We start from the raw sequence: 13,018 nt of genomic DNA, 5'->3' as shown, positions 1-13,018 counted from the left end.
ATCGGTTTAAAAATGGACTGAAATGAATGAAACCTAATGACAAATGTCATGTTTACATAATGATTCATTAGTCTATATAATAAATTTTAATGAAGTAAAAGGATGTGTCGAAGTGGGACGAATTCATATAGTAACGGACTCAACTTGTGATTTAACAAAAGAAGAAATAGCGCAGCACGGTATACATATTGTGCCTTTAACGATTCAAATTGATGATAAAACTTATATAGATGGTATTGATTTAGAGCCACAACCTTTTTTAAGTTTAATGAAAAATGCTAAAAACTTACCGAAAAGCTCTCAGCCTGCGCCGGGAAAATTTAAAGAATTATACGATGAGCTTGGTAAAGACGGAGATCAAATTATTTCCATTCATATGACAGGTAGTATGAGCGGAACAGTGGAATCAGCTCGTCAGGCAGCGCAAATGTCAGACTCCGATGTAACTGTGATCGATTCACGTTTTATTACCACAGGTCTAGCTATTCAAATTCGAGAGGCTATTAAAATGCGCGATGCAGGTGCTACTGTCGAGGAAATTATTAAACGTCTTGAGAAAGTGCGCGAAAATACGTATTTATATGTTATTGTCGATACACTTGAAAATTTAATTAAAGGCGGACGAATTGGGAAAGGAACTGGTTTTATCGGTTCTTTGCTGAACATAAAAGTAATTGCAAACTTAGAAGGTGGCGCATATAATCCCGTATCCAAAGTACGTAGCCATAAACAGGTTGTGAACTACTTATTTAAACAATTCCAAGCTGACACTGCTGGTAAAACAGTAAAAACAGTTGGGATTTCTCACGCTGAGGGTATGACAACAATGGGTGGACCTTTAAAAGAATTAATCGAGGGCACAGGTTTTAATGAAGTAGAAATTAACTTTACTTCACCAATCATCTCGACACACACTGGCCCAGGTGCCATCGGTTTTATTTATTTTGCAGAATAATTTAAGAGGGCTACTACATAAATAATTGTAGTGGCTTTTTATTGTTGAAAAGTGTCATGCCATTTATACGAAAAACCGTTGTAAACACACTTTTTTACTCAATACCTAGGTATAGTCACTTTTCATTGCAGCATGAACTATTCTATAATAGAAGTAAGCAAATGATGGAAGGTGGTCAAATGAGCATTTGGCGAATGATAGTTTTGTCATGTTTGACCGTCTTAGTACTAAGTGGTTGTGCAATATCAATAGATGAACCGAATCCGCAAGCAGAACCAGAAGGGGAGCACGCAGGGACGGAGCAAGATATGAAACAGGATGAGCAACAAACAGAAAATGAGGAAAAAACCTCAAAGAATGTATTGACGCAAATTTTTGAACATTTTTTTGAACCATCACCAGAGGATTTACGGAAAATTGATGATAAAAGCGCAAAGCAACTACAGTACCTAGCACTCGGCGATTCTTTAACGGCCGGTGTTGGTGATGAGTATAATAAAGACGGTTTTGTTGGAAGATTAGCAGATTCATTGGTAGCTTGGCCTTCGATTTCTGATGTTGAAGTCGATAATCGAGGAAAAAGAGGAAGACGTAGTGATCAGCTATTAAAATTAGTGGAAAAAGGGCATTATGATGAAGAGTTGCAAAAAGCACAGCTCATTTCAATTACAATGGGTGGAAATGATGTCATGAAGATTGTCAGGCAAGATCTGTTTAATTTGAAACGAGATGCTTTTGATAAGGAATTGAAGGCATATAAGAAACGTTATAGTAAAATTGTTGAAGGCATACGAGAAAAAAATCCAACAGTGCCTTTATTACTTATCGGTTCTTATAATCCATTCTCAATCGTCACAAATGAAGCGAATGAATTTGATACGATTATTACAGAGTGGAATAAAGTCATTGAAAACATAGCAAAGAAAGATACTAATGCGTGCTATATATCAGTGGAGGACTTGTTTGATTCAAATAAAGAGCTCGTGTATCATACGGATTTCTTCCACCCAAATGCAAAAGGCTATGACAAAATGACAGAGCGAATTAAAAAAGCAATGGAGAAATGTAACATGGAACAAAAGATTAACAAGGAAATAGGCTTCGAGGAGTGACGAAATGAATAAATGGAAATTCGCATTTTTTGCTTTAGCGGGCACAGTGCTTTTTGCAATCCTCCTCGTCGTTTTTTTAGCAACTAGACCAGTAGACGGAGTAAATTTAGCAGAGAGTTCAAAAGGTGAAAGTGAAGTAAAAGGAAATGTACTCGTTGTCCAAACAACAACGAAGGAATTAGAATCTATATCGAAGAAGTATTTAAAAGATGCGGGGTCACCATTACCGTTGGACTTTACGATTGGTGATGATATTCAATTAAAAAGTACATTAAAGGTGTTCTACACTGAAATTCCTATTTCAATGAACTTTGATCCGATAGTGGATGAGAAAGGGAATATCATTTTAAAACAGACAGGAATGAATGTGGGGCTGTTAAATATTCCACCTGAGACAACGATGAAAATGATGCGAGACACGGTGGAATTCCCTTCTTGGATTTCAATCGATCCTAATAAGGCAGAAATCTATATTGATTTATCGCGCATTAACATTGCTTCTGGATCTCGTATTAAAGCAAAGGAATTAGACTTACCAAAGGATAAGATTCTACTGGAAATTATTGTACCTGGTGAATAAGGAGTGAGATAAATGGCAAAGCAATTTGCAACGTTTGCAGGTGGTTGTTTTTGGTGTATGGTCAAGCCCTTTGACGAAACACCTGGCATTGAATCGGTAATTTCCGGCTATACGGGTGGACATGTTGTCAATCCAACATATGAACAAGTATGCTCTGAAACGACAGGGCATGTTGAAGCGGTTCAAATAACGTTTGTTGATGAGTTATATTCTTACGAGCAATTACTCGCGACATTTTGGACACTAATTGATCCAACAGATGCTGGAGGACAATTTTATGATCGTGGGGAGTCCTACACAACGGCGATTTTTTACCACAATGATGAGCAGCGTGATTTAGCTGAACGTGCTAAGGCAGATTTACAGGCATCTGGTAAATTCGATAAGCCAATTGCAGTGAAAATTTTACCGGCAAGTTCGTTTTATCCAGCTGAAGACTATCATCAATATTATTATAAGAAAAATCCAATGCACTACGAGCGCTATGCTGTCGGGTCTGGTCGTAAAGCATTTCAGGAGACAAACTGGGGGCTGAAAAATGAATAAAGAACAACGTTTAAAAGAGTTAACGGACATGCAATATTATGTGACACAGGAAAATGGAACAGAGCCACCGTTCCGCAATGAATTTGATAAGCACTTTGAAGAGGGTATTTATGTAGATATCGTTTCAGGGAAGCCGTTATTTAGCTCATTAGATAAATTCGATTCAGGCTGTGGTTGGCCAGCATTTGCAAAGCCAATTGAAAAGGAAGAAGTAGCAGAGCATTTCGATACATCTCATGGGATGCGTCGCGTAGAGGTTCGTAGCAAAGAAGCTGATTCCCACTTAGGACATGTCTTCCCAGATGGACCAAGTGAACTTGGAGGCTTACGCTATTGTATTAACTCCGCAGCACTCCGCTTTGTACCAAAAGAAGATTTAGAAAAAGAAGGCTACGCAGAGTATCTTTCATTATTTAAATAACAGCAACTCCTAGCAGGATAGATCGTGCTAGGAGTTTTTTATGGTTTTAAAATGTTTTTGAATCGGTAGCGACGGAAAGAACCATCGAAGAGACAGAAAGAAACGTCGAAGAGACGGAAAGAGCCATCGAAACGACGGAAGAACAATCAAGCGACGGAAAGAGCCTTCGAGACGACGGAAAGAGCCTTCGAGACGACGGAAAGAGCCTTCGAAGCGACGGAAAGAAACGCCGAAGCGACGGAAAGAGTCATCGGAACGACGGAAGAACAATCAAGCGACGGAAATAGCCATCGAAGTGACGGAAATAGCCATCGAAGTGACGGAAAGAAACGTCGAAGCGACGGAAGGAGTCATCGGAACGACGGAAGACTAATCAAGCGACGGAAAGAGTCATTGAAACGACGGAAAGAAACGTCGAAGCGACGGAAAGAGTCATCGGAACGACGGAAGAGCAATCAAGCGACGGAAAGAGCCATCGAAACGACGGAAGACCAATCAAGTGACGGAAAGCCCCTTCGAAGTGACGGAAAAAGCCATCGAATCGCCGTTAGAACCGACAAAGCGACGGAGAGCCCGTCGAATCGCCGGATAGAACGTCATAATTGTTTAGAGCTATTAAATGATGGAACGAGCAATTCTAAATCCGATATCATCAAAAAAGAAATCAGGCATACTCTTACGGCGACAGGTAGCTCCACAACCACGTTCTTCTTCAGCCCAACTACCGCCTCGGATTATTCTGTAATGGCCAAATGTCTCTTCAACGTATATGTTAATGGCTGTATCTCAACGTTCCAATTAACTTCCTTTAAATTTTTCCTTTTCCCCGGCATTCCAAATTTATAGTTTGAACTAATCCATTTTTGTTCGTTTCGAAAATCTCGTAGGCGAATTTCTCCTTCAGGAATATACACCATTAATTCTTTTAAGTAAGGATTTAAATTCGTTAACATTGTCCTCTCCAAATTTTAACCTACTGTTTTTAGACACTACGATCTCCATTAATATTCGGCGCTAGATCATGTATCTGCTTCATTAAAAATGAACATCTTTCAAACGATTTTTTAAAACTATAATAATAGCGATTCTGAGATATTTTAAACTTTAAATTCACTAACAAGATTACGCAGACTATCTGCTTGTTGAGCAAGCTCTGTGGCAGAGGCATTGATTTCCTGCATGGAAGCAGATCCTTGAGTGGCTGCAGCGGCAGAAGTGACTGTGTTGGCAGCTGATTGTTCTGCATAGGCATTCACATGGACAAAATCATTCGCTACAGCATTGCTATAATCAAGTGTTAAGGCAATTTTCTCTACCATAGTCGCGATAATTGTCGTCGTTTCTTGAGTGTGCGTCAAAATATTGGCTAAAGATTGATTTGTTTCATTCGTTACTTCAACGCCGCGAATAACGGAAGATACACCCTCGTGGTTTTGAGAGATGATGGATGTTACTTCGTCTTGAATGGACGTTACAATGGATGTTACTTCTTTTGCGGCATTTTGTGATTGCACGGCTAGCTTTCGAACTTCATCAGCGACAACCGCAAAGCCTCGTCCGTGCTCACCGGCGCGTGCTGCTTCAATCGCTGCATTTAAGGCGAGTAAATTCGTTTGCTCAGAAATAGCAGTAATCGTCCCGATAATTGATGTTATGTCGGCGGATTTTCGACCGAGTGCTTCGACTGTGGTAGTCGTTGTGGCCATCGTTTCTTCTATAGCTTGCATGACTAATGAAGATTGTTGAACGGAGCGACTACCTTCATCAGCGGCTTGCTGCATAGCTAAGGATGCACGCTGAACAGCATTTGCTTGCTCATTTAAATGGTGCACAGAATGCTCAAGATCACTCATTTTTTGTTGTGCGCTAGTCATACTAAAAATGGTATTCTCACTATCACTTGCGATATCAGCTGTAGCATCAGCAATATTCTGTATAGTGCGGGCATTTTCATCGGCTAAAGACATTAGCTCTTGGCTACTGCTTGAAACATGGTCCGCCAGATTACTGACACGTTTAATCAAATTAGATATCGATTCAATAAGAGTATTGGTTGAAGCAGCAATAGTTGAGAATTCGTCATGATTACGAACTTTAACACGCCTTGTTAAATCGCCACCAGCCTGTGCAATATCGAGAATGGAATGGTTAATGGCCTGTGTATTGTTTCTTAATGATTTAAATAACATATAACCAAAAATAATAATTGCAATAAATCCAAGTATTGAAATGAAGAAGAAAGAAGTAATAGATAGTGTAACTTGCTTATTAAGCTTATCTAATTTTGCTTTATTAGCATCATCCATAACCGCATTAATGGATTCGATATTTTTATCAATATAATTCTTCATCGTTTCTCCAGTACCGCCCATCATAAGTTTACGAGCTTGTTCGAGACCAAGTTCATCACGCATTGTCATGACCTTTTTGGAATATTCAAGGTAATTTTCGTAATATTGATCAATCGCCTGTATATGACTTAACTCTAACTCTCTTGCTGTAAACTGCTCTTCTAAGGCTTTCATTTTTTTATCGATCGTATCAATTTTCATTTTATAAGAAGTAGCAAAGTTCCCGTCCCCGGTAATTAAATAAGCTTGTTCTAAATTGGTGAGCCTCGAAATTTCATAAGCAAGTTGGTTGACAGTTAATTGTTCCTGGACGTTCTTCTCAGTAAAGTCCTTCATTTGTCTTTGCAGATTCTGAATATTGATATACGATAATAAACCCATTGTGCCATTTATAACAATAAGGAGAGAAAAAATAATAAGGACTTTGCCTCGTATTAAATGGTAAAAACGTTGTCGTTTTTCTTTAGTGGGAGGGAGATTACGACTATCTTCTTCCAAATTACTTACTTTCTTTTTTAAAAAGCTAGTTTTAAAGAGAGACGGGCGTTTCTGTACGGAAATCCTGGATTTATGAGAGTTTTTCATCGCCATCACCTTCCTATTTTTGAATATTTGGTTTAAATTTTACCTTATTTTACTAGGTATTTCTATCCTTTTTTCTAAAAATTTTCATTTTTCAGATAAAAAATACATATTATTTTTCTGTGACGAAAGTCCAAAGATTTTGAGAGAATAGTACTGTTAGTGTGAATAGGAGAAAATGCTTAATAGATATTTTTGTGACGAAGAAGATATTTTTTGATAAACTAGCGGAAAGCAGAAGAGTAAAGAGGGGATTTCTAGTATGAAAAAGAGCTTTTATTTATATGTACTGACATTTAGAGGTGGAGATTGGTCAGATCCGAAGGTGCGATTTGCAGAGGAAGTGTTTAATGAGCATAATTTTCCGAAGCAGAGCTCAGAATTTGATGAGCTTTCTTCGTACATTGAATCCTACGCCACTGACAACTTAAAAACAGAAGTATTTGACGAGTTGTGGGCATTATACGTAGATCATGCATAATGTAAGTTAAAATAATATAATTTAATTTAAGTTGCTAGACGTCTAGCGTTGCGAAAATATGAGAAACACAGTATTATTTATAGTGATAACTGACAGAAAAGAGGGATTGCAGTATGAGTATTCATATTAATGCAAAAAAAGGCGAAATCGCTGACACAATTTTACTTCCAGGAGATCCATTACGTGCAAAGTATATTGCTGAAACGTTTTTAGAAGATGTTACTTGTTATAACGAAGTTCGTAATATGTTTGGTTATACAGGTACGTATAAAGGTAAACGTATTTCTGTACAAGGTACTGGTATGGGTGTGCCTTCAATCTCGATTTACGCTACAGAATTAATGCAAGAATATGATGTACAAAAATTAATCCGCGTAGGTACTTGTGGTGCAATTCAAAAAGATGTAAAAGTTCGTGACGTAATTTTAGCGCAAGCAGCAACATCTGATACACGTATGAACCAAATCATTTGGAACGGAGCTATCGACTTCGCACCGATTTCAGACTTTGATTTACTATTAAAAGCATACAATGCAGGTAAAGAAGCTGGTTTAAACTTACAAGTGGGTAATATCTTTACAGCGGATATGTTCTATTCTGATGAAAATCAAAACGAAAAATTAGCTCAATATGGCGTCCTTGCTGTAGAAATGGAATCAGCAGCACTTTACACATTAGCTGCAAAACACGGCCGTAAAGCACTTTCTATCCTAACAGTAAGTGACCACATTCTAACTGGTGAAGTAACAACATCAGAAGAACGTCAAACTACATTCAACGATATGATCGTTGTAGCTTTAGAAGCAGCAATTCAAGAATAGTCTGATCTAGGTTTTGAAGTTTAGAATAAATTTCAAAGGGACTAACATTTAAAGTTATAAATAAATTGCCTGTTAGGTGACTGAATAACTCAGAGCCTAATGGGCTTTTTAATTTAATACAGAATCTTCTAAAAGTACACTTACTTGAATCTGTTGGTCATCAAAGTGATGAAGGAGGGCTTAAAAGTGGTTGAGGAAGCATAACAAAAGGGCTTGTGTGTAATTTTATGCACAAGCACAGATTGATGGTTAGCTTTTTGTTTTGGATAACGAAATGTTGCCCGCCGTATCTAATCAGTTGAAATATAACCAACCTTTTCTAGTAATTTTAATGTTGTATAATTTAAATTTGGAAGCTTTTCTAAAGGGAAATATTTTAAATCTTTACTCTCCTCATTTTGCTTAATAATGCCTTTAACCGCAGTTGCTTTAAAAATTGCCGTCGCGTTATAAATTTCATCCCCATGTGGAAATTTGTAATATAACTCTTTCCCTGAAGCTAATCCAACCAATTTCAATTCTTGTGCAATTAATCCTGTTTCCTCATACAACTCATTTTGTGCAGTTTCTTCAAAACTATCTCCTATTTCCATTCCGCCGCCTGGAAGCCCCCAATCATCTGTATCTGAACGTAATTGCAATAGTATTTCATTCTTTCCGTTTAAAACAATGATTGCTGATCCTGGTGCAATAATAGGACTTGTTCCAACATATTGGCGTAAAGATTTTATATAATTCATGTTTCCACCTACATTTAACCATATTTCTGTTCTTTTAAATGGAAAATTTTATCTGTAAAGTATCATAACATAGCAAAGTTATAGTTGGAAGAGAAATGGTAACATACATGTTCATCCAACGTTCAGTAAATTGTTCAAAAGTTATTTTCTCTAAACTGACTATTCAAAATCACAATTGATATAAAAGATGGTGTACTAACAGTTACAAGCACATTAAGAGCTGTATTTGTATGGGCATATAGTAAAGCTGTAGAGCGTTTGAGTAATAAATCGAATAAATCATCATATATAGAAGAGAAGAAACAGTGAGTAGAGAACTACCAGTACCGTTTTATAACTGGCTTAATAAACGTGATGATCGTACACAAATAAATAGCAGACCAAACTTAGAAAATTGACTGGAATAGTAGAGAGGGGAATATAAGATATGGAAGAACAAAAACAAATGAATATGTATGATTTTATAAAACAACCAATTAAAACACCTTCCAAAGATGTTAATAAAACTGTTGATAAGAAGAACGCCGTAATAGTGCCTCGTGTAATAGGGTATATTATCCGGAGATAAGAAAGGGGTTAATCCCTAAAACATTGTTTAATAATTTTTAGGATAACCCCGAATTTTTACTGGTTAATGTTGTGAAAGATAGTCTTGGCCGTTTATCGTTATTTTAGAAGCAGAGATAAGAATTTCTTCATTTGCTTTAATATATGGGGCTAAAATATTGTAAAAAGCTTCCCATGTTTCTTCGCTTTTTTCTTGTTCTCTCTTTTTATCAAGTGCTTCGTATTCTTCATAAAGTTGTTTTAATTTCTTGCTATCTGCTTCACTAACTTTGAATTCAAAGTTAGCCATGAATTCTTCAAATGTTTGAGGCTTTTCGAACTGATTAAGGAGTTCATTGAATTCTTCGTGTAACTTATCATACAACTCATCATTTTTTTCTTCTAATGCTTTTTGTAAATCCCCATGAAGAGTTTTTAGTTTGGCTAAAGTTTCAGCGGGGATATCAAAAAATTCCGTGACTTTCTTTAAGCTATCCATAAATTCTTCAAATGTTTCTGGTGCATTTAGCGCATCAAAATAAGGTTCAAGGATTTTATAAAACTCTTCATATTTTTTGTTAGCTTTTTCCTCATCACCACTTTTTTTAAGCTTTATCCATTCTTCGTAAATAGCTTTGAGCTGTACGTTATCGTTTTCTTTAATAATAATATTTTTCCTATTAAATCCGTAGTCTTCCATATATTCTTCAAATGACTGAGGTTGCCAATTAGCTAATATATACGGCTTTGTGATTTGATGCATTTCTTCGTGAATTTTTTGTAGTTCCTCACGTTTCTTTTCTATCTCTTCATCTGTTAGTTTTTCCACTCCTTTTTTAATTTCATTTTGTACGTGTTTCATTTCATTAAACAATTTTTCTAATTTTGTTAGATCTTCTTTTGTTATCTCTTCAGGTATGCCTTTTTTAAATACTTCAAACGTGAAGAAGTCGGAAAAACTCTCAGCAGTATAACCTTCTATAGAGACCTCTTGTCCTTCTACTAATTTCATTTTTTCTATTTGTTCATCAGAAAATTTGTGGAAACTGATAAAATAATTTTTACCATCTTTTCCTTTGAGTTTCATTCCATTATCGTAGATGTTTTTAATAGTTCCTGTAATTTTTTGTTCAAGTTGAACATTAATACTACTATTATCTGTTGTTTCTACAGATGCAGCTCCTGCTTGAAGTGGTGTCAGAACAGCCATTCCTATTGTAAGTGCTGAAGCAATCATCCAAGTTTTTTTAATCGTATTTTTCATTTGTATTTCTCCTTGTATTTTTAAAATTAGTTTTTACTAATAATTGGACGATTTACCATATAAAAAAGTTCGTTGTTTTAAAAAATAAAATGGAGAATGGGTGAAAAGATCACTCCTTGGCGGGTGTTTTTTGTTAGATAATATAGTGAACGTCCTGTGCATTTCTATAATTGGTTAAATGAGCATGATGGCCTTCCACAACCAATAAGTAGTAGACCATAAAATTTAGAGTATTGAGTAGAATGGTAGATGGGTGAAATTTTTAATAGAAAAACACTCTACTTTTGTTGGATATTTTACATCATTATATTTTTATTAGCAGAATAATGGATTATTAGTATATAATACTAAGAAATTATGTTTTCTAAAATAAAGCTGAGTAGGGGGAGAATAGTGAAAAAGCTTTTTATTATGTTACTAGCCACATTAGTATTAGCAGTAACATATCCAACAAAATCAGAAGCGAAAGTGATGTATGATGGAGCAGAAGTTGTAAAAGGGCAAACAGGAAAAATGACCTTTAAAAAAGACATCAAGGTATATAAGAAAAATCCAGATGGTACGTTTGATTCGCTAGTGGTTAAGCGAAATAACTTCCTTAGAACGTATGATATTGAAAAGTATGATGGCAAAACATTCTACCAGATGGGGCAATATCGCGTACAAGCGACTGATTTGGTAGTGTTCAACGAAGTACCAATCGATATTCGTACATCTTTCTATAACAATCCAGTCTACGTCATGATTAATCATCAGGGTGTGAAAATTCCTTACCAATATCAAGACATCGCATATGGTCAACCTTTAATAGTCGGAAAACGAGATGAGGTTTGTACTGGTCCAAAATCAAGTTTAGTTTCTATGGAGAAAGGCAAATTAAATTACCATTATTGTGCTGGAGATATTGAAGGAGGGCCTGTAATTAAAACAGCCATTATTGATGGTACTGATGTTCGTATTTTCGAAAAGATAAATAAAGGTTCTTATGTATTAACAGAAGATACAGAACTTTTAAGTGCTCCGATGAAGGGGGCTCCTAGTCATACAAAAATGGTGAAGGGAACTATCTTCCAGTTATCAGGGATTGAGATCGATGGTTTTGTAGAGGTGGGTCTCGATAAATATTATTTCAATTACATTCCAGCAAATCTACTGAAACCAGTGAATGGCAAGTAAGGAACTAGGAATCAAACCTTAAAAAGAGAAATTGTACTTGCGTTCTGAGCTAACAGAGGATACACGAGTGTAACTTAGTCTAATAGAAGGATACGTTCTAGCTGATGATAACAGAATGTATTCAAAGGAAAGTGCTTTTTCATCGTTAGGAACTGATCTTTATGTAAAGAATGAATCGGATTCGAAAGTTAGCTATTTTCCAGTAAATTTATTAAAGTCTGTTGGAGATAGGTGAAGGACTATGCATTATATAAAGCCCTCTTATTTATTTGATAAGGGGGCTTATTATACGGTTGTTTGTCGATGTCTTGAGCTTACCTAAATAAACTATAACTTTAAGGGGTCACTACCTGGGTGGTCTTAATTATTTAAAATAAAGCGGAATTATATAAAATTCTGAAGATGCTTCTAAAAAATCTATAATGTGCTGTGCTTAAAGATAAAAATAATCTGAATTGAAGTGGTAGTCTAGGTAAACAATAGGAATGTAATAACGTAAACACCCGGCTGTTAGGCTTGCTTAAAAAGAGCTTACATCGGGATCAGCGGTATTAAATTGTTTGGAGAATAGAAATCCTGTGGTATATGGTGAAAATTGACCTTTTAATCGGAAAGCTTTTTCGATTTCGGTTGCAGCATGACGAGCGTCTTCTACGGACCGCTTTCCGGTAACGATGTCGTTCATTAAGTTTAAAGCCATAAAATTCGCTGCTTCTTGATCGCATTTTGCCGTAGCTTCACCAGCCGTTCGGTCCGGATATAAGCTACCATCAAACCGTGCTAAATTATCAAAAAAATGAACAGGCACTTTATAATCTATTGTTTGTTCCAAATAATCAAGATGGGGAGTAGGAGTGTTATGAGGTACTATATCAAGATGAACAATCGTACGTTTCCAAGGACCATTGTTATACCAGATGATTCTTCTAGAACTTGCTTCATTTGGTAAACCATATTTATTTATTAACAAATAAACAGTATTTTTTGGTTCTCCAGTCCAGCCCTCTAAAATTTGATATAAATTTGGATGATAACCGCTTAATCCATAATACATTAAAATACCTCCAAATAGTTTTTTTATTATATGCCGAGCATTTGTACATAGTTACAGGTGTAAATAGGAGGGTAACAAACAAAAAAGTATGTTTAAAGTTACTTAGAATTAGTGAAAAAGACCGCTCTAAGATGGAGGGATCTTTATTGCTAAACAAACGACCAATTTAACTGGCTAAAAGTTTGTAGACAATTAAATACTGATATATCAAGCTTTTGTCTACCAGTGATTTTCTATGTTAGTTCGGATAATTCAACGATATGAGGCAACAATTCAATAAAGGTATCAAGGGTTTCTGACTACTCCCACAGCTAAAGCAGTGGGGTTCTTATGTACTTAAGAGAAGCGTTACAAAGCTCTCCACAGATGGTGTTGCCATGTCCTGTGTA

At 36.1% G+C, this 13,018-nt stretch carries 14 protein-coding genes and 1 pseudogene; 9 read left to right on the top strand and 6 right to left on the bottom strand.

Annotation, left to right across the window (positions count from 1 at the left end; all coding sequences use genetic code 11):
• Positions 1–112 precede the first annotated feature (112 nt).
• From ACIQ7T_RS22715 to msrB, 5 genes are all read left to right on the top strand, one after another.
• Entirely contained in the window at positions 113–955 is an 843-nt protein-coding gene (locus ACIQ7T_RS22715) for a DegV family protein (RefSeq protein WP_370078851.1), read from the top strand.
• Positions 956–1,134: 179 nt separating this feature from the next.
• Complete coding sequence (locus ACIQ7T_RS22710; RefSeq protein WP_370078849.1) at positions 1,135–2,067, top strand: GDSL-type esterase/lipase family protein; 933 nt, start codon at positions 1,135–1,137, stop codon at positions 2,065–2,067.
• Between the two features lie 4 nt (positions 2,068–2,071).
• On the top strand, positions 2,072–2,647 hold the full coding sequence (locus ACIQ7T_RS22705; RefSeq protein WP_370078847.1) for a YpmS family protein: 576 nt from the start codon (positions 2,072–2,074) through the stop codon (positions 2,645–2,647).
• A gap of 12 nt (positions 2,648–2,659) precedes the next feature.
• Positions 2,660–3,193 (top strand): peptide-methionine (S)-S-oxide reductase MsrA, encoded by a 534-nt coding sequence (gene msrA / locus ACIQ7T_RS22700; RefSeq protein ID WP_370078845.1) that lies wholly within the window; start codon positions 2,660–2,662, stop codon positions 3,191–3,193.
• The gene (msrB, locus tag ACIQ7T_RS22695; protein ID WP_370078843.1) at positions 3,186–3,614 is read left to right on the top strand and encodes a peptide-methionine (R)-S-oxide reductase MsrB; all 429 of its coding nucleotides are present in this window, start codon (positions 3,186–3,188) and stop codon (positions 3,612–3,614) included. Before msrA ends, msrB begins: the two co-directional genes overlap by 8 nt.
• Before the next feature lie 615 nt (positions 3,615–4,229).
• Here the strand turns inward: msrB and ACIQ7T_RS22690 are convergent.
• The 3 genes and pseudogenes from ACIQ7T_RS22690 to ACIQ7T_RS22680 form a co-directional block, all read right to left on the bottom strand.
• A pseudogene (locus tag ACIQ7T_RS22690) lies at positions 4,230–4,367 on the bottom strand (formylglycine-generating enzyme family protein); the annotation flags it as partial.
• Entirely contained in the window at positions 4,349–4,567 is a 219-nt protein-coding gene (locus ACIQ7T_RS22685; RefSeq protein WP_370078839.1) for a hypothetical protein, read from the bottom strand. The pseudogene ACIQ7T_RS22690 and the gene ACIQ7T_RS22685, both read right to left, overlap by 19 nt.
• A 144-nt stretch (positions 4,568–4,711) precedes the next feature.
• Positions 4,712–6,550, bottom strand: coding sequence for a methyl-accepting chemotaxis protein (locus ACIQ7T_RS22680; protein ID WP_402873789.1), 1,839 nt, complete (start codon positions 6,548–6,550; stop codon positions 4,712–4,714).
• Positions 6,551–6,809: 259 nt separating this feature from the next.
• Here ACIQ7T_RS22680 and ACIQ7T_RS22675 point away from each other — a divergent pair, with 259 nt between their 5' ends.
• Positions 6,810–7,028: a YozE family protein gene (locus tag ACIQ7T_RS22675; RefSeq protein ID WP_370078835.1), complete on the top strand. Its 219-nt coding sequence runs from the start codon at positions 6,810–6,812 to the stop codon at positions 7,026–7,028.
• A 113-nt stretch (positions 7,029–7,141) separates the two neighbouring features.
• Positions 7,142–7,849, top strand: coding sequence for a purine-nucleoside phosphorylase (gene deoD / locus ACIQ7T_RS22670; RefSeq protein WP_370078833.1), 708 nt, complete (start codon positions 7,142–7,144; stop codon positions 7,847–7,849).
• A gap of 290 nt (positions 7,850–8,139) precedes the next feature.
• Here the strand turns inward: deoD and ACIQ7T_RS22665 are convergent, their stop codons facing one another.
• The gene (locus tag ACIQ7T_RS22665; RefSeq protein WP_402873785.1) at positions 8,140–8,589 is read right to left on the bottom strand and encodes an NUDIX hydrolase; all 450 of its coding nucleotides are present in this window, start codon (positions 8,587–8,589) and stop codon (positions 8,140–8,142) included.
• A 427-nt stretch (positions 8,590–9,016) separates the two neighbouring features.
• Here ACIQ7T_RS22665 and ACIQ7T_RS22660 point away from each other — a divergent pair, with 427 nt between their 5' ends.
• The gene (locus ACIQ7T_RS22660; protein WP_402873782.1) at positions 9,017–9,157 is read left to right on the top strand and encodes a hypothetical protein; all 141 of its coding nucleotides are present in this window, start codon (positions 9,017–9,019) and stop codon (positions 9,155–9,157) included.
• Between the two features lie 63 nt (positions 9,158–9,220).
• Here the strand turns inward: ACIQ7T_RS22660 and ACIQ7T_RS22655 are convergent, their stop codons facing one another.
• Positions 9,221–10,399: a hypothetical protein gene (locus ACIQ7T_RS22655; protein WP_402873779.1), complete on the bottom strand. Its 1,179-nt coding sequence runs from the start codon at positions 10,397–10,399 to the stop codon at positions 9,221–9,223.
• Between the two features lie 393 nt (positions 10,400–10,792).
• Between ACIQ7T_RS22655 and ACIQ7T_RS22650 the strand changes: the two genes are divergently transcribed.
• The gene (locus tag ACIQ7T_RS22650) at positions 10,793–11,575 is read left to right on the top strand and encodes a hypothetical protein (protein WP_402873776.1); all 783 of its coding nucleotides are present in this window, start codon (positions 10,793–10,795) and stop codon (positions 11,573–11,575) included.
• 520 nt (positions 11,576–12,095) lie between these two features.
• Here ACIQ7T_RS22650 and ACIQ7T_RS22645 read toward each other — a convergent pair.
• Positions 12,096–12,629, bottom strand: coding sequence for a hypothetical protein (locus ACIQ7T_RS22645; protein ID WP_402873773.1), 534 nt, complete (start codon positions 12,627–12,629; stop codon positions 12,096–12,098).
• Positions 12,630–13,018 lie beyond the last annotated feature (389 nt).

The sequence above is a fragment of the Lysinibacillus sp. NPDC096212 genome, assembly GCF_044763105.1.
Lineage (GTDB): Bacteria > Bacillota > Bacilli > Bacillales_A > Planococcaceae > Lysinibacillus.
Note: the sequence above shows the minus strand (reverse complement) of the source record. Positions and strands in the feature narration are given on the sequence as shown.